General features: G+C 59.1%; 13 protein-coding genes and 1 pseudogene. 3 read left to right on the top strand and 11 right to left on the bottom strand.

Features of this window, described 5'->3' with window-relative positions; translation table 11 throughout:
• Both roxC and AC5DB9_RS15435 read left to right on the top strand, forming a co-directional pair.
• On the top strand, positions 1-1,627 hold a 1,627-nt coding region (gene roxC, locus AC5DB9_RS15440; protein WP_491732080.1), incomplete at its 5' end, for a putative rubber dioxygenase RoxC.
• 48 nt (positions 1,628-1,675) lie between these two features.
• Complete coding sequence (locus AC5DB9_RS15435) at positions 1,676-2,917, top strand: cytochrome P450 (RefSeq protein ID WP_022959922.1); 1,242 nt, start codon at positions 1,676-1,678, stop codon at positions 2,915-2,917.
• 49 nt (positions 2,918-2,966) lie between these two features.
• Here AC5DB9_RS15435 and AC5DB9_RS15430 read toward each other — a convergent pair whose 3' ends face one another.
• The 8 genes from AC5DB9_RS15430 to AC5DB9_RS15395 all read right to left on the bottom strand — a co-directional run bounded on the left by AC5DB9_RS15430 (position 2,967) and on the right by AC5DB9_RS15395 (position 14,387).
• The gene (locus AC5DB9_RS15430; protein WP_022959923.1) at positions 2,967-3,998 is read right to left on the bottom strand and encodes an MDR family NADP-dependent oxidoreductase; all 1,032 of its coding nucleotides are present in this window, start codon (positions 3,996-3,998) and stop codon (positions 2,967-2,969) included.
• A gap of 225 nt (positions 3,999-4,223) precedes the next feature.
• Positions 4,224-6,692: a c-type cytochrome gene (locus AC5DB9_RS15425; RefSeq protein ID WP_272991676.1), complete on the bottom strand. Its 2,469-nt coding sequence runs from the start codon at positions 6,690-6,692 to the stop codon at positions 4,224-4,226.
• A 139-nt stretch (positions 6,693-6,831) separates the two neighbouring features.
• Positions 6,832-7,755 carry an FAD:protein FMN transferase gene (locus AC5DB9_RS15420; protein WP_272991678.1) on the bottom strand — a complete coding sequence of 308 codons (924 nt, stop codon included), beginning with the start codon at positions 7,753-7,755 and terminating at the stop codon, positions 6,832-6,834.
• Positions 7,756-8,952, bottom strand: a complete 1,197-nt coding sequence (locus tag AC5DB9_RS15415) for a DUF3570 domain-containing protein (protein WP_272991681.1) — start codon at positions 8,950-8,952, stop codon at positions 7,756-7,758.
• Between the two features lie 40 nt (positions 8,953-8,992).
• Positions 8,993-9,214, bottom strand: a complete 222-nt coding sequence (locus tag AC5DB9_RS15410) for a DUF4266 domain-containing protein (protein WP_272991683.1) — start codon at positions 9,212-9,214, stop codon at positions 8,993-8,995.
• A gap of 3 nt (positions 9,215-9,217) precedes the next feature.
• Positions 9,218-9,712, bottom strand: coding sequence for a TlpA family protein disulfide reductase (locus tag AC5DB9_RS15405; RefSeq protein WP_272991687.1), 495 nt, complete (start codon positions 9,710-9,712; stop codon positions 9,218-9,220).
• Between the two features lie 94 nt (positions 9,713-9,806).
• Positions 9,807-11,936 carry a c-type cytochrome gene (locus AC5DB9_RS15400; RefSeq protein ID WP_286855413.1) on the bottom strand — a complete coding sequence of 710 codons (2,130 nt, stop codon included), beginning with the start codon at positions 11,934-11,936 and terminating at the stop codon, positions 9,807-9,809.
• Between the two features lie 24 nt (positions 11,937-11,960).
• Complete coding sequence (locus AC5DB9_RS15395) at positions 11,961-14,387, bottom strand: TonB-dependent receptor (protein ID WP_272991693.1); 2,427 nt, start codon at positions 14,385-14,387, stop codon at positions 11,961-11,963.
• 277 nt (positions 14,388-14,664) lie between these two features.
• Between AC5DB9_RS15395 and AC5DB9_RS15390 the strand changes: the two genes are divergently transcribed.
• A complete protein-coding gene (locus tag AC5DB9_RS15390) occupies positions 14,665-15,045 on the top strand; it encodes a rhodanese-like domain-containing protein (protein WP_272991695.1) in 381 nt (126 codons plus the stop codon).
• 58 nt (positions 15,046-15,103) lie between these two features.
• Here AC5DB9_RS15390 and AC5DB9_RS15385 read toward each other — a convergent pair whose 3' ends face one another.
• From AC5DB9_RS15385 to AC5DB9_RS15375, 3 genes and pseudogenes are all read right to left on the bottom strand, one after another.
• A complete protein-coding gene (locus AC5DB9_RS15385) occupies positions 15,104-15,955 on the bottom strand; it encodes a universal stress protein (protein WP_272991697.1) in 852 nt (283 codons plus the stop codon).
• A gap of 26 nt (positions 15,956-15,981) precedes the next feature.
• A complete protein-coding gene (locus tag AC5DB9_RS15380) occupies positions 15,982-17,466 on the bottom strand; it encodes a SulP family inorganic anion transporter (protein WP_272991699.1) in 1,485 nt (494 codons plus the stop codon).
• Between the two features lie 282 nt (positions 17,467-17,748).
• Positions 17,749-17,969, bottom strand: a pseudogene (locus AC5DB9_RS15375) (acetyl-CoA C-acyltransferase); the annotation flags it as partial.

Raw genomic sequence — 17,969 nt, 5'->3', positions numbered from 1 at the left:
TTTCGAAGCGCTTTACAGCCTTCGCTATGGCATGAACTACGCCAATTATCACAACCCCTACCCGCTGCCCGGCGAAGACCCGAACAGCAGTAACGGCGGCTCGGGCAAACTGCCAATGGGACTGCGTCAACTCAAAGACGAGAACGGGCGCTGGACCGGCGAGATCGGCAGCGTCGCCTGTTTTCAGTGTCACGGCGGCCAGATCGACAGCAACAGCGGCCCGCTGCTGACCGATGAAAGTTTAGGTCTCGGCAATGCCAACCTCGACTACCTGATGGTTTTTGCCGACAACTCACCGCTGCAATACCTGGGAATTACCAGTGATATCGGTAACGTCAGCCCGGAAATGCTGTTCAATATGGGCGTAAAACAACGCGGCCAGAATAACGCCGTGGGCGCTTTCGAACTGCTGGCGATGCTGCTGGACTACGACACCCTCGGTCTGGCGCCCAACCCGCTGAAAGCGCTGGCAAGCGAGGGGCTGGATTTCGATCACCCCACCGCCCAGGCACAGGACACTCCGCCGTGGTGGAATTACAGCCACCGCGCCCGCAAGTTCTTCGACGCCGGTCAGTCAGTAGATGCCACCCGCATTCTGATGGCCGCCGGGCAGATTTCGCCCGAGATCTTCGACGGCGTGACCTACCGGCATATTATCGAGAGCAACGATCAGGATGTGTCCGCCTACATCCTGTCGACGGTATCGCCGGAATATCCGGGCAACATCGATACCGCACTGGCTGAACAGGGCGCAGTGCTGTTCCACACCAAAGACCTGTGGGCCGAACCCGGCAACGCCAATGCGCCCCGCCCCGAAGGAGGCAATGGCAGTTGTGCCAGCTGCCATGGCGCCTACTCGCCGCGCTACGTCAACGATCCCGAGTTTTTGGAAGACCCCGCACTCGAGGGATTGGCGGCACATATTTCACCGCTGGACACCATCGGCACCGACCCCGCTCGCGCCGACAATATCACCCCCTACCTGCGCGCCACCTTCGGCTCAACCTATTTCGGCTCCCCCGAGGGCGACCCGGACTATGTTGCGCCTGAGGATAAAAACCCGCTGAGCGAGGCACTGGATGACAGCCTGCCCGTCGGCATGCGACCCGAGGGTGCCTGCGGCTGGGAACAGGGCGTGATCGGCTATCAGGCGCCACCGCTGTATGGGGTGTGGGCCACGGCGCCGTATCTGCACAACGGCTCGGTGCCCACGATCGACGCCCTGCTGGATTCGTCGCAGCGCCCGGCTATCTGGCAGCGGGCCCTGCGCAGTGAGTCTGGCATTATCGGCTTTGATCAGCATTTTGAGCGCGCCTACGACAGTCAGGCCATGGGCTGGAAATACCAGGCCCTGAGTTGTGAAGACATCCCCGGCTCCACACAACTCAACTGCAATCCCGTGGATGAGAATGCCCCCAGCCTGCTGCAGTTAGTGGAAAGCTTCCTCAAGCAGAGTGTGAACTGGACGGCGCTGCTGTCGATACCGGACCCCAGCCCGGGCGCGTTCGACAAGCGTCTGGTGTTCGACAGCCGCATTCTGGGCAACAGTCGCGACGGTCACAGCTTCAGTGATGTGCTGACCGACACCGAGCGTCGCGCCGTAATTGAATACTTGAAAACACTGTAAAGCGCCGGCGTAAAGCCGCCTCGGTGCCAACACCATAAGGAGTTGTTTATGGCAATTGCCAACCTCGACATTCTCAGCGACGCGTTCAGTTATCAACGCCCTGCAGACATCGACGCAAAACTTGCAGAACTGCGCGCCACCGACGGCATTGCCTATGTCGAGCCGGAGGGCATTCGTCCCTATTGGGCGGTGAGCCGCTATGAGGACATTCGCTATATCGAATCCCACCCGGAGCTGTTCAGCGCCGAACCGCGCACAGTACTGATTATGGAAGCGCTTGAGCAAACCAATATTGCGCGCTTTGGCGATGCTCAGGGCGTGAAAACGCTGGTCCACATGGATGGCGAGCAACATCGGGCACTTCGGCAGATCACTCGCGACTGGTTTATGCCCGCCAATGTCGCCAAGCTGCGCGGGCACGTGAATGAGCTGGCAAGCGAATTTGTGCAACGTCTGCGCGATACCACCGGTGGAGACTGCGACTTCGCGGCCGACATCGCGTTCTGGTATCCGCTGCGGGTCATTCTGCAGTTAATCGGGCTGCCCCAGGAAGATGAGGCGACCATCCTCGCCCTGACCCAACGGCTGTTCGCCCCCGACGGTTATGTCACCGAGGAGCAGGATGCGACCGCAGTGTTTGTCGAAACTGTGCAGCGTATGGGTGAGTATTTTACCGCGCTGGCGGAGGATCGCCGGGCGTCGCCACGAGATGACCTCGCCAGCCTACTGGCCAATGCCAAGCTCGACGATCAATTGCTCGACCCCTTCACGCTGACCTCGTATTTCGTGCTGCTGGCAACGGCGGGACATGACACCACCAGTGCCAGTATCGCGGGCGGCATGCTGGCGCTGATCGAACATCCCGATCAACGGACATTGCTGGAGCAGCACCCGGAACTACTGCCCCAGGCTGCCGATGAAATGATTCGCTGGGTCACCCCGGTCAAACACTTTGCGCGCACCGCGCTGGAAGATGTAGAACTGCGCGGACAGCGTATTCGCAAAGGCGAAACACTGGCGATGTTCTTCGCCTCGGCCAACCGCGACGAGGAGGCTATTGCCGATGCCGGGCGCTTTGATATTCAACGCAAAGGCAGTCGTCACCTCGCCTTCGGTCACGGTCGTCACAACTGTCTGGGAATGCATTTGGCCCGCATGGAAATCGAATGCTTCTTCGGGCAACTGCTGCCACAGTTGGACAGCGTCGCGCTGGCGGGCACTCCCACATACATCCCCAGCCAGTTTGTCAGCGGTCTGCAAACCCTGCCGTTAACGATGCGATTCCGCTAAGCGAGAGGCGGGCGAAGGCCCGCCTGTTCACGGTTCCGGTATCGCACCGTCAATCCAGATACACAGCCAGCTTGCCGGTGTTGCCGCCACTCATCAGTGTGGGTAAGGCAGCCTGCGCATTTTCCAAACCCTGCACAAGATGGTTCTGATTGAGCAGCCGTCCCTCCAGAAACCACTGTTCGAGAGTCTCCAGCATGGCGGGCACCCGGTCGAGGTAGTCCAGAATCATAAAGCCTTCAATCCGCAGCCGTTTGGTGGTTACCAGGGGCAGGTTCTTCACACCGTATTGCGCGGCCTTGCCGTACTGGGAAACGCTGCCCGAGGCGACAATGCGCCCATGCAAGGCCATGTTGGGCAGCACCGCGTCCAGGGTTTCACCGCCCACGTTGTCGAAAAACACCTCGACACCGTCGGGAATCACCTCAGCGATGGCCGCCTGTAAATCGTCGCAGCCCTTGTAATCGATGGCGCCATCAAGTCCCAGGGTTTCGACCAGTAGCTGGCACTTCTTTGCCCCTCCGGCGAGGCCGTAAACCCTCGCGCCAGCCGCTTTGGCAATCTGCGCGGCCATGATGCCGGTGGCGCCCGCGGCACCGCTCACCAATACGCGCTCGCCCGGTTGCACCTGTCCCACATCGATCATGCCGGCATAGGCCGACCAGCCGGTGAGACCCAAGGTGCCGACATAGGCATCCAGCGGAATTTCCGGGTGCAATTCCAGCGTCATTGTCAGGGCATCGTCGAGCAGCGTATCGCCGTCTGCCACAATGTAATCCGACCAGCTCTGCAGACTGACGACATGCTGGCCCTCGCGAAATGCCGGATGCCGAGACGCGTCTACCTGCCCGATGATATGGCCGCGCATCGGATCGCCAATTTGTAGCTGCGGCAGGTAATCCTCGCGCTCGCTGAGCCAAAGCAGATTGGAGGCATCCAGCGACAGCAGCCGGGCTTTGATCAGCACTTGTCCGGGTGCCAGTTCGGGCATCGGCAGTGTTTCCAGTCGCAGCTCAGAGCCATCCAGGCCATCTTGCAGGTAGTGGTCGATGATCCAGCGGCGAATGTCTGTTGAGCGAGTCATTGAGGTCTTCCATTGTCGGGCCTCCGGTCTGGGCAACCGGACGCTTGGTTATTATGTGGCATGCATAATAAAAGCCCTGACGAGCCGCCTCATTGTTAAAACTCGCCACAGCGCCTGTTATTTCATGACAGCGGTCGCCATAAAAAAGGCCTCCCGTCGGGGAGGCCTGCAGGCAGAGACCACGTAGAAGCGCGATCGGCGGTATCGCTACCGCCATCGATATCTCTACAGTGTTTTCAGATACTCGATGATGGCGCGGCGCTCACTGTCGGTCAGCACATCACTGAAGCGGTGGCCGCCATTGCCTTGACTGAACATCGCGGTGTTATAGATTTTGCGATTTTCGATATCGCTGTCGGTGAGCACCGGCGGGTTGGTAATATTCCAGGCCAGCAGCAAGTTGGAGAACAGCGTGTTCAGCGGAATACCGAGCACCGCGTCCAACAGCGGGTCGAGTGGCGTGCAATCCAGATAGGGAAGGCTGTGATCGCCGCCGCAGTTGAGCTCGTCATAATCCCAGCCCAACTTATCGTCGAGATACGCCCGCTCGAAGTTGTAGTCAAAGCCCATCACCACCTGCCCGGCCTGGTCGGCCCTGGCGGGTTTGGAGGTACGGCGCCAGATGGCCGGGCGCTGTGCTGAATCCAGCAGCGCTTCAACGGTGGGCACCGAGCCATTGTGCAGGTAGGGCGCGGTGGCCCAGATGCCATACAGGGGCGGTGCGGCGTAACCGCGAGGACGTCCGTTGGCCAGCTCCGGCAGGTTCTGCACGCGGCAATCCTGCTCGGTGCCTGCGGTTTCCGGATAGCCGACAAAGGTATTCGACAGCCCGCGGTTTGTCCCCTCATTGAAGGTATCGAGGCGCACCCGGTCGGTATCGATGATGTCGATCGGCGTAATATAGCTGGCGATGCCCTCAAGCTCAGGCGACGCGAGATAACGGCTGTCATTCACATAGCGAGGCGAATAGGCGCCGTGACAACTGGCGCAGCTGCCATTCCCTTCTGCAGGCGACGCCACCGGATTATCGAGCGTAGCTGCCCACAGATCCTTGGTATGAAACAGCACCGCGCCCTGCTCTGCGAGTGCGGTATCAATCTCACCCGGATAGACCGGTGACTTCTGCGCCATAATCCAGTGGTCACCGTGCTGCACATTCTCACTCATCCAGGCTTCAATGCGCTCGCTGTCGAAAATGCCGGGCAGCTCACCATCGAGCAAGGGGTTTTTATCCAGCAGCGGGTAGTAGAGGGCGAAGTCCACACGCACAGCGTCACCGGAGAACATGGCATCGACAAACTTCACCGGACGACGACCGACATTCCACCAGGCGGGCGTGTCGCCGGTGGCCGTCGAGCCATTGTTGAGAATCTCGCCGATGGTGGTGAAGTTGCTGGGATCAAAGGCGCCGACAACCGACAGAACATTGGCGAACTGCGCATTGTTGGTCCCCCGCACGCGGCCGCCAAAGCCGCCGCGGTCGATCAGCAACAGCCCCGGCACACCGGTCGCGGCAAGGTCGCGGGCAGACGTCGTCGCGTCCAGCAGACCACCGCCCGCCCCGTAGAGATATTGCAGGCCGTCAGCGGTCTGCACCGGCGTGCTGTGGCAGCCCTGACAGTTGGCGGCAATATAGCCACTGTAACTGCCGTCTGCGTTGCGCGTCTGGGTCAGCCCCTGAGGCAAGGTACCCGAGCCGCCGTCGGTCTGATTGGGATCTTCTCCCGGCAATGGATAGGGGTTGCGGGGCGCATCGGGACCGCGCAGCACCGGACCGAAGCCGTGACGCTCAGCCACCAGATCGTCAAAATTGTCCGGTCGGCCGGGCATTCCCCAGATCATCCACAGGCGGTTGTACTGCTCCGCACTGGCGGCCGACATGCCGTGCGGCTGATCTCCAGCGAAAGTTGTAGCCGCTCCGATCTGCCCATTACCTTCCATGATGGGCCGACCTTTTTCGTAACTGCTGCGCAGCTCTCCACAGGTCTCCGGATGCGGGCGTTCGCCCACCAGTTCGGGATCTATGTGGCAGTCTTTCCAGAAAGCATTGAACACCACTGCGCGGCCACTGTTAATACCCGGCTGGATCAGTGAGCGAGGGTCGACAGGCAGCACGGCCGAATCGGGCCGAGGATTGCCATTGCCGTCGTCACCACAGTAGTCAAACCAGCGATGGCCGCCACGGGCACTGCCGAGCAGGGGCTCTTCAGCGGTATCAACGGGCTCATCGCCGCCGCTCAGTGAGCAGCTATCGGGATTATCCCAGCAGGCCAGCAGCGTACGCATATTCTGATAAATCGCGCCGCCAGCGACCCAGGGTTTGCCGCCACTATGGGGTTCGCTGTCATCGCTGGCCTCGATCAGAATCAGACTGCTGTCGACACCGCCACCCAATGCCTGCCAGGAGGCATACAGCAGGTCGTAGTCGTTGCTGGGATTGCTGCTCAGCATAAAACGGCGGCCCTCATCACTGTCGGCAACCGCGCCTGGAATATGACAAGTCCGGCAAAATGCCACCGCCGTTTGCAGGCGCTGCTCAAAGAAGACATCCGGCTCACCGATCGGGCTGCCAACGCCGCTGCCTCCGTTGCCGCCATCGCCCTGTCCCTGAGCCCCGCCACCGGAACCCCCACCACCACAGGCGGTGACAAAACCGGCCACGACCATTGCAAGCAGGGAGTGTCGAATACGCATACCATCACCTCTCTCGGCTCCCGGCGGTGCATTCACACGCAGAGAAGCCGTTTTTATTATTCAGTGATGAATATATGAGCAGTAGTGATTCGAGACTTGTTGCCTAGCGCCGGGATTTGTCCCGCCAGCCCGCAACGAATTATCCCGCAGAAACCTCGGCCTGCAGACTCCCGCCCCACTGTCCCTCGGCATCAATCCAGACGTGCGGCAGGCCCAGCGCCTGCAACCAGTCCGGGGCACCGTCCCGCCCCTGCAACATGGCAACGGTCGCCCCGGTGCCCGCCAGCAGGCACAGGGGAGCGACCACGCTAACGCTGCGCATGGGGGTTTCCACGGGCCAGCCACGGCGGGGGTCGAGAATGTGGCTGTAGCGTTGTCCGTCCACCACCATGTAGCGCTCGTAGTCACCACTGCTGGCCAGAGCACCCTGCTTGAGGGGCAATACCGCCAGAGCGTGTTCGGGGTCACGCGGGTCGCGAATACCGATCTGCCAGGGCCGACCGTCGGGGTGGGGACCGATCAGACGAATATCGCCCCCGAGATCAACCAAGCCGTGATGAATGCCCCGCTGCAGACAGCACTCCGCCGCGCGGTCTGCGGCGTATTCCTTACCAAAGCCGCCAAAGTCCAGTTGCATGCCAGCGGGCAATTGCAGCGATGGCGCAGACCATTGCAGCTTCTGCCAGCCCAGTCGGGCCAGACAATGATTCACGGCATCGTCGCTGGGCAGGCGGCCAGACTTGAAGTCCCAGGCTTCGCGTAATACGCCGGAGCTGATATCGAACAGCCCCTCGCTCTCGCGCCAGGCGGTATCGGCATAGTCCAGCAGCGCAGCCGTTTCCGCATCGACGACGACCGGCTCGCCACCCGCCGCGCGGTTAAGACCACTGAGCACACTGTCGTCACGGTAGCGGGAGTATTTCTGTTCGATACGCTGCACTTCGGCAATCGCCGCACCGGCGGCAATATCGGCACTGGCAGCAGACTCGGCGTAGAGCTGCAATTCGCAGGGACTGGCCATGGCCGTAAACGCGAAGCGAAACAGAGACAGCGGCTTGCTCATTTAAAGCTGCCAGTTCAGTCCCAGCGACAGTAGCTGGAAGCTGACCAGTGAAGGGTTTTCCACGTCGACGGTTTCCAGCGCATAGTCCGCACTCGCCTCATAGCCCTCCCACTCGGCATGCAAGCCTATATCGCCCCACTGCTTTTCCAATCGCAGGCGCAGGCTCCACGCACCGTAGGGCGACAGTCGGTAGTCGCTGCTGGCCAGACCGTCGGCGCGTGCAGAGAAGAAATACGGCGCATAGAAAAAAGCCTGGGTCTGGCTGTAATAACGCAGTGAGGGTGTCAACTGCCAGCCGCCGGGCAAGTTCTGATACCAGGACACATCGAAGGTATGGGAGGCAATATCCCAGTCGTCTTCAAAGTAGCGATAATCCACATGCAGGGCGGCTTTGATATCCGGCAGGAAATGCCGCAGTCGCAGTTGGCCTACCCACTCTTCACGTCGCTCGGGACGAGCGTCGGCCACGGTATTGGCAATATCGTCCTGCCACACTTTTTTGTAGGGGTCTGACAGATAGCCGCGCTGCACATTCAGCGACAGACTGCCCTGCACCACGGTCTGCGGACTCAGAATCCGGCTCAGGCCAACGAAAGCGGTCGTTGCGTCCTTGCTGGCTTCGTCAACGCGGTCCGGCAGAATGTCACCGTCGGTGGGCTCGAGCTCGTCGTCGCTATAGCCGATGCCGCCGGTCAGCGTCACCAGACCATCATTGAACTCATAGAGCCCTTCCAGGCCCGCATTCAATGCAAAATAGTCGTTTTCTTCGGAAGCCCCGGCCTTCACTGACAGCTTGGCCTTGTCGCCAATAAGCTGGTTGACGGAGGCCTGCACATCTTTGCGCTGCTCTTCAATGCTGGCACCGCTCATTACCTGTACCGGGCCTTTCTGACCGGGAAGAATAAACCACGGCGACGCGCCGCTCATGGTTTCATAGGTCAGGTCGACGGCAACGTCGGTGGTATCGCCCAGCGGAGCGGCAGCGCGAAACTGATGGCTGTCGATGTCGTAACGTTTGGTCGATCCCCCCGACAGTTTCCCACTATCCAGATCATCTTCGCGATAGGCCGACGCCTTGTACTGCACGACGGTTTCGGTGAGCACCGTCGCCGCAGCCGCGGGCAAGCTCAGGCCGGGAATAGCCAGCGCCGCGCTGGCCAATGTCGCCAAACGGTGTCGATTGCGACTCTCTGTCATGGTATTTCCTCAGTCCCTTTCACCGGCGCTCTTCAGCCGTTCAGTTACAGCCACAGCCGCCACCGCCGACGGAGGCGCCCCCCTTGCTGGCTTCTTTACTGTAGTAGATTTGGGAACGCAGACCGGAGGATAGCGGGTCGGGGTCCCAGGCCATTTCCGGCCGGGCCAGATAGCCTCGCTGCCAAGCCTCCACCGGTTCGGTCGCACAGCCAGCCAACAGCCCCGTGAGCAGAACTGCCGTCAACACTACCTTCAAACGCATCACTTATTCCTCCAGCAAGGCCATAATTTTGCGTCGCAAGGGTTCGATATCGGTTTTGCGGAACCCTTCGTGCACGTGCTGTACGCGGCCATCGCGATCAATCAGGAAGGCCGTCGGCATCCCTTTCACCGCGAAACGCTTGGGCAGCGTGCTGTCGGCATCGCGCAGTGTGGGGTAACTGACGGGGTGGCTATTCAGAAAGGCGTCGGCATCTTCTTGATAGGCATCGACATTCACCGCAAGGACGACAAAGCCCTGATCCCCCAACTCGCGATACAGCGCATCGAGCGCAGGCAGAGACAGGCGGCAGGGCCCGCACCAGGAGGCCCAGAAATCGAGATACACCACCTGACCGGCATAGTCAGCCAGTGCCACCGATGATTGCCCGCCCAGAGACGGGCGCTGAAAATCCGGCACGGCGTCGCCTTTCGCCAGCGCATGCACAGGAGTCACGGGCAGCAAAAGCAGCCCGATAAGTAGCAGGGTCCGTCTGTCCATCATCGCCTCAATTATTATTATGCGACCAGCCTACTCCGGCTGGCGGCTGGCGCCCTGTTCAAAGGCGCCAGCAATTATCCCGTTATGACAGGGCTTACAAGGTTTTGAGGTATTCAATAATCGCACGACGTTCGGTGTCAGTCAGCACCGCCGTGAAGTCGTGGCCCTCATTGCCCTGCGAGTAGATATTGGTGTTGTACACCTTGCGATTCTCAATCTGCTGATCCGTGAGCGGAATATTGGCCAACTCATCAATAGGCAGGTTCCACAGCAGCGCGATGCGCTCGTAAATAGCGCCGAAGATATCCTGCAGCGAGCCGCCATCTTCGTCGATGGGATTGCAGTTCAACAGGGGCTGCGTGGCCGGGAAGCCCGACAGGCAATCCAACTCGGTGTATTTCCAGCCCAGTTTCTCCTGGTCATAGGCGCGATCAAAATCGGTATCAAACCCCATGACCACACGTCCCTCCATCCCCTCCGGGGCCGGAGCCGATTGCCGCAGCCAGATATTCGGCCGCTCGCTGTCGGGATCGAGAACGCCCCACAGATTGGGGACCGATGCATTGTGCAGATAGGGCGCCGACGCCCAGATGCCAAACAGCGGCGGGGCAAGCAAGACCGGCGTATTATTCGGGGTATCACCAAAATCCCCTACCCCGCAGGTCAGGAACGGATTGTAGTCGATACCGATATTCGGCGAGCCGTCGGCATTTCGCAGACTCTGCTGCGCCTGTGCGTACACGGGATCAGTACGAATCACTTCCATATCAACAAGGTTGGCGGCAATGCCCATCATGTCGGGATCAGCCAGGAAGCTGTCATCCTCGGCGTAGCGCGGTGAGTAAACCCCGTGGCAACTCGCACAGCTACCGTTACCCAACTGCTCCGGTTCCGGCACGGGATTATTCAGATTCGCGGCCCACAGGTTCTTGGCGTGGAATAGAATGGCGCCCTGCTCAGCCAGTTGCGGGTCGATCGCTCCCGGATATTTTGGCGCGGTAATTGATTCGGCCCATATCTGGAAGGGATAGGATGCCTCATCCACCCAGCCCACCGGGTCGTCATTGATCAACAGCGGATAGTAAGCGGCCATATCGATGCGCGAGGCATCCATCGGCAATACCGAGCCGTGGAATTTCTGGACCCGGTGTCCCATATTCCACCACGGCGGACTTTTGATGTTGCCGATGGCCTGACTGAACAGAATCTTGTCGTTGGTGAACTCTTCAATATCGCCGCCGTTGAAGACCAGAAAACCAATCTGGAACTGGTCTATTGCCCCGGTGCCACGGTTGGCGGCAATGGTAATCGGACCACCCAGCAAACCAAAGGTGGGGCTCAGTCCCGCGGCGGCAAAATCGCGGAAAGCCACCGTGAAATCGCCGATGGTACCGGCGCCACCATATACCGGCTCACCACTGATCTGGCCATCGTGGCAGAAGGAGCACAGCTTCACACCAATCTGCCCCGTCCAACTGCCATCCGGTTCACGCAACTGGGTAAAGCCAATCGGCAACTGCCCGCTGCCGCCGTTGCTGGCATTGGGGTCTTCGCCTGCCAGGGGATAGGGATTGCGTTCTTCGGGCAGCGGCGAGCCATAGCGCTCTGCCACCAGCTCATCGAAATTGTCGGGGCGCGCGGGCAGTGCCGGAGCCAATAAGTAGCCGGTCCAGTTCAACCATAACCGGTTATAGGCCTCAGCCGAGATGGTAAACAGCGAGCCCGAGCTGCTGTAGGTGGTGGGGTCGGTGAAATCGGCATAGTCGCTGGTGTCACCGCTGAACATATGCGCGGTGCCCACCTCGCCCTGCCCCCGGCCAATCAGCTCGCCTTTCGCATACAGCGAACGGTAATCACCGCAGGTCGTCGGGCGCAGGGGATCATTGGTTTCGCAGCTCCGCCAGTCCACATTGAAAACAACGGCACGGCCGTCGTTGGCGCCGTCAACAATCAGCTCTCGGGGGTCTTGGGGAAGTAGCGCACTATCCGCTTGCCCGGCGCAGAATTCCGCCCAGCGGTGTCCACCGCTGGGGGCACTGGCACTGCGCAGCAAGGGGGCCAGCTCTTCGCCACCCCCTCCGCTGCCGCCGTCTCCGCCGCCAACATCACCCCCGCCGGCGCTGTTGCCGGATTCAGATGAGCCACCACCACAGGCGGTCAGTCCCAGACTGAGAACCGCCGCCGCTAACAGATGATATGAAAACATCCCGGTTTTCCGATCCATCGTGAACACCTCTGTTAATTATTATTAGAATTCTCCGCGTACCGTCACACCATAGGTCCGCGGAGCCGACACATAGCCGTTAAAATCGTAATCGTCACCCACATTCTGCAGCGGTGAGTCGAAGTGTTGTGTCACATAACGCTCGTCGCTGCAGTTTTGACACCACAGGCTCACGGACAGCCCGGTCGAGGCCGAGCTCAACGCCAGCGTGGCGGCATATTCGGTCTGCGCGTCGCGCTTCTCATTGTTGGCCGGGTTAGTGAATTGCTCACCGGAGTAATAGGCCGCCACACGCCCGCTCAGCGACAGATCCCGGCCAATGGGCTGATCGAAGCTTAAGGCGACATTTGCGGTCAGCTCCGGCGCCTGGGCAAAGTCACGACCGGACAGGGAAACGGTGCCCAAGGCGTCGGCACTCAGCGCCTCAGACTCGCCGAAGCTCGCCTCGGGCAACCAGGTGGCGGAAATATCCAGCGTCAGGGCGTCACTGAGAACGAACTGGTTCTCGATCTCGGCGCCGTACACCTCGGCTTCCGGCGCATTGAGAATGCTGAATGCGAGACCGTCGAAGTTGGCGACCTGCAGGTCAGTAATGTCGTTGTAGAACAGTGCGATATTGCTGCGCGCCCGACCGCCGAAATAGTCAGTTTTCAAACCCAGCTCATAGCCGTCGATGGTTTCCGAGTCATAGCGCGGATCATTCGGCTCGCAATCACCGTTCAGGGCACAGGTGGCTTCATTCGGGTTATCTCCCACACTGCCCGCCGCCTGGTTATCGAGGTTCACCCCACCAGATTTATAGCCACGGCTAAACGAGGCATAGGCCATGCTGCTGTCGCCCAACTGGTACTGCAGTGCGAACTGGCCGCTGACGGCAGAATCGTCGTAGTCCTGATCGTATTCGGGGCCGGGCTGGGCGCCCAGTAACCGGAAGGGTTCCAGGGGATTACTGGTGAAGAAGCGGCGGCGCATGGCGCCGGTTTTTTCATCCTTGGAGTAACGCACACCGGCGGTCATGCTCAAGCGCTCGGTGATATCAAAATTCCAATGCATGAAGGCCGCGTAGGACTGGCTGCCGCCACTCATATTGATATCGCTGATCAAGCCCTCCTGCGCCAGCGGCAGCAAATCGGTGGGAATGCCAAGGCCTTGGAGAAAGCTGGTCAGATCAGCGGCGGCCAGCATCAGGTCAACCGGCACACCCAAACCGGCCGGGGCATAGATGGTGACATACTCCGAGGCTTGATCGCCCCAGACTAACTGGTGATCAGCATTGATATCTTCATCGGCGTAATACACACCCACCACAAAGTCTGCATAGCGGAAGGGGCCGAAGTCCTGAAATTCACCCGACAGTGTAAATTCCTGCGAGAACACCTGCGTGTTCAGCGACTCATTAATCCCAAGAATATTGGCCCCCGAGAAATCGGCATCCATACCAATCTGCTCAATACGCCAATCGCGATACGCCGTCACCGATCCCAGCACGTAGTCGCCCAAGTAAGCATTGACGTTGAGCTGCATGCCTTTGTCTTCAACATCCTGATCGGTTTTATTGCTGAGCACCTGCTCGTAGTCTTCAAGCTTGTCAGAAGCGGTTTTCAAGCCGCGCTGCTGGGTAAGTTGATCGATATAGCCCTGCATCGGGCCGTCGACCGCATCCACCTGACCGTAACAGCAGTTCACCTGCTCTTTCGACCAGTCAGTAATAAAGCGAACGCTGAGTGCATCACTGGGTTCAAACAGCCACTGCAGCTTCAGTGCGCGCGGTGCACTGTCGTTGTACTGCCCGCCATTGGGGTCTTCAATAAACCCATCGCGCTCCGCCCACAAACCGGCAACACGCACCGCCAAAGCGTCGTTGAGCGGCTGGTTGTAGGCGCCTCGAATCAGACGCTTGTTGTAATTGCCGGCGGTCAGTTCAATATTGCCCTCTGCCTGCTCCAGGCTGGGCGAGACCGAATTAATGATCAGTGCCCCTGCCGAGGTATTCTTGCCGAACAGCGTGCCCTGCGGACCGCGCAGTATCTGTAAGCCGTCGATATCCAGCCAGTTCTGCATGGCCTGACCTGCGCGGGTGCGGTATACACCGTCAAAGAATACGCCGACGGCGCCTTCAAAAGACCGGTTGTTGCCCACCGTACCAATGCCGCGAATAAAAATATTCGCGCTGTTGGCGGCGGAGTTGGTGACATCGAATTTGATACTGGGAGAAATCGCCTGAATATTGCCGATGCTATCCACTTGCGCCAGCGCCATGTCTTCTGACGAGGCGGCGGTCACGGCAACCGGCACATCCTGCATACTCTCACTGCGGCGCTGTGCGGTTACGATCACTTCTTCAATCTGGCGGGATGCCGCCGGTGCGGAATCGGCCTCCTGGCCGATAACAGGAAATGATGTCAGCGTCGCCGCCAATAAAACGGGCGACCATACTACTTTGCCAGCCATGTCTGCTTTCTCCTGATTATTTTTATCTCCGACACCCTCATGAAGTCGGAAAGCTGACAGTATTCTGGAACATTGGCAGACACACCGATTGGCTGGTACTGCCAGAAATTGTTGGTAGAGACAGCACCGGCCGGAACGATCGTTTATTCCATATGGCTATTTATTTATTCCTTAATGCCATTTATAACTAGCAGGATATGTCTGAAGAAACACGACGATGCGAGCCTGTTCCCGCATCCGCTCGCTGCAACTAACGAGGTAAAAGACGAGGTATAAAATGAAAACCGTTCACGACATGGTTGATGCCGCCAAGGCCGAAATACATGAGGTTTCCGTTGGCGAAGCCGAGACCGCCATCAAGGAAGCCGATTACCTGATAGATGTGCGCGAAGATGACGAATTCCACGACGGCCATATTGCCGGGGCGATCAATATTCCCCGAGGTCTGCTGGAATTTAAAATGAGTAATGACGAGGGACTCTGCCAGCGCGACAAACAGATCCTGCTGTACTGTAAAACCAGCGGCCGCGCCGCGCTGTCGGCCAAGGCGCTGAAAGAATTAGGCTACAGCCAGGTCAGTTCGATCGCCGGAGGGTTCGACGCCTGGGTGGCGGCGGGAAAAGCGGTGGTCACTCCCAAGCTTCCCGATTTCGACTGACTGCTGCCGCAGTCAGACACCGTAACGCCCTGCGTTAGGGTGTCTGCTTCGCGATGACTCAGCGCAGCACAATCATCGGCTTGGTCGCACTTTCAATCATCCGCAGCGTATTGCTGCCAAGGAAGAACTGGCGGATTTTGGAGTGGGCAAAGGCGCCGATCAGCATCAGATCAATATCGTGCTGTTGTTTGTAGCCCAGCAGCGAGTCATAGATATCCCCCTCAAGGTAGCGGGCCGTAACCTCGAAACCTTCTGATTCCAGCAAGGCCTTGGTCCGCTCAAAGCGGCCCATCTGATCGTCGACCTTGTTTCTGACCGTCACCAGATGACAGGGCAATCCTTTCAGCAAGTCGCTGCGAATAATGCGCTGCACCGCTTTGTCTGCGGTATCGCGGCCATCGTAAGCGAGCATGAAATTCTTTGGCGTGGAAAAGTGCTTGGGCACAATCAGCAGCGGCGTATGCAACTGGCGAATTAACTGCTCTACATGCGAACCCAGCGCACTGAAACTGCCCTGATGACCTTCACCGGAGCGCCCCAGCACAACGATTCGCGCCTCTTCTTCCAGGTCGGTCAGCGACTCCAGTAAATCACCGTGACGCTGCTTTTGTTCCACCGCCGACACGCCGTACTCGCCAGCGCGTTCCGCCGCTGCCGACAGCATGTTTTTGCCCAGCTGCAAGGCCAGCTCGGCACGCTTCTGATCCAACGCGGCCATCTCTTCCAATAACGCGGCACTGGCCCCGAGACCAATAGCACCGCTTAAATCGTCGGCGCCGTGTTGCTGCTCTTTTTCGATGGTGTGCAGAAACAGCACGGTTTTTTCCAGTTTCCGCGAGGCCCATATAGCTGCGTCGCACACCGACTGCGCCATGGCGGAACCGTCGATACAAGCAATGATTTTCTGCATAGTCGTCTCCTTGAGATCGGCCGGCGTCAGTGTCCGCCCATCAGCTTCTCGACCTCTTTAGGGTCGTTGTGTACGCCGAATTTGTCCACCACTGTTTCGGTGGCGGCGTTCATGCCCACGATATCGACCTTGGCACCCTCGCGGCGGAATTTGATGACCACCTTATCCAGCGCGCCGACGGCGGTGATATCCCAGAAGTGGGCCTGAGACAGATCGATGCACACGGTTTCCACCGCTTCCTTGAAATCAAAGGATTCAATGAATTGCTCCGACGAGGCAAAGAACACCTGTCCGACCACGCGGTAGTGACGATGCGCGTCATCGCCCTCGGTTTTCACAACCATGAAACGACCGATCTTATTGGCAAAGAACAGCGTTGCCAGCAGCACACCCACGAGGACGCCCAAGGCCAGATTGTGCGTCGCCACCACCACCGCGACCGTGGCGATCATCACGATATTGCTGGATAGCGGGTTCTTGCGCAGATCCCGGACCGAGGCCCAGGAGAACGTACCGATCGACACCATAATCATCACCGCAACGAGCGCCGCCATGGGAATCTGCGAAATCCACTCGTCGAGGAACACCACCATGATGATCAGCAGCAGGCCAGCCGTGAAGGTAGACAGCCGCCCCCGGCCGCCGGATTTCACGTTGATAATCGACTGACCGATCATCGCACAACCAGCCATGCCACCCAGCAGCCCGGAGCCGATATTGGCAATGCCCTGCCCCTTACACTCGCGATTGCGGTCGGACTTGGTATCTGTCAGATCGTCGACAATCGTCGCGGTCATCATCGACTCCAGCAGGCCGACCACGGCCAGGCCGATGGAGTACGGCAGAATAATCTGCAGGGTTTCGAGGTTCAGCGGCACGTCCGGCCACAGGAAAATCGGCAGGGTATCGGGCAGCTCGCCCATATCGCCCACGGTGCGAATATCCAGCCCCATCACCATCGCAACAATGGTCATCAGCACAATACAGACCAGTGGCGACGGCACGGTTTTACCGATCACCGGCAGATAGGGAAAGAGATAAATAATCCCCAAGCCTGTGGCGGTCATCGCATACACGTGCCAGGTGACGTTGGTCAGCTCCGGCAGTTGGGCCATGAATATCAGAATCGCCAGCGCGTTGACAAAGCCGGTGACCACCGAGCGCGACACAAAGCGCATCAGGCTGCCCAACTTCAGATAGCCCGCCAGAATCTGGAACACCCCGGTCAGCAGCGTGGCCGCCAACAGGTATTGCAGTCCGTGCTCCTTAACAAGCGTGACCATCAATAGCGCCATGGCCCCGGTAGCGGCGGAAATCATTCCCGGACGACCGCCGACCACGGCGATAATCACCGCAATACAGAAGGACGCATAGAGCCCCACCTTGGGGTCTACGCCGGCAATAATGGAGAAGGCGATGGCTTCGGGAATCAGCGCCAGCGCCACCACCGTGCCCGCCAATAAATCTGCGCGGATATTGGAAAACCACTCCGCTTTTGCTTTTTCTAACATGGAAAACCTTTTCCGCTTTTCGATAGCGGTCTCAATCGTGGCGATACACCGACAGTGGGCATCACGCTACTACGCAGGATGCTTTACAGGAAAAGCGTGAAACGTATCCGGTAAAGGCGAAGGCTTGCCCGGCGATGGCGGGCGCAGAGAGCATCCAGTCTCTCTGGGAGATGTACGCGGCGGATTCTATCGGCTCCACCCATCATGTCAACGCAACAAAGTCGGACATAAAAAAACCGCTGCCAGCATGCTGGCAGCGGTTTTTCGTCAGAGCAGCCCGATTTAGAAGGCTTCGAACAGCGCCGCCGCGCCCATGCCGCCACCAATACACATGGTAACCACGGCGTATTTCTCACCGCGACGACGGGCTTCCAGCAGGGCGTGACCCACCAGGCGAGCACCCGACATACCGAAGGGGTGACCGATTGAAATGCCGCCGCCGTTGATGTTCAGCTTGTTGTTGTCGACGCCCAACTGGTCGCGGCAGTAAATCACCTGACAGG

The organism is Spongiibacter sp., from assembly GCF_984394615.1.
Note: the sequence above shows the minus strand (reverse complement) of the source record. Positions and strands in the feature narration are given on the sequence as shown.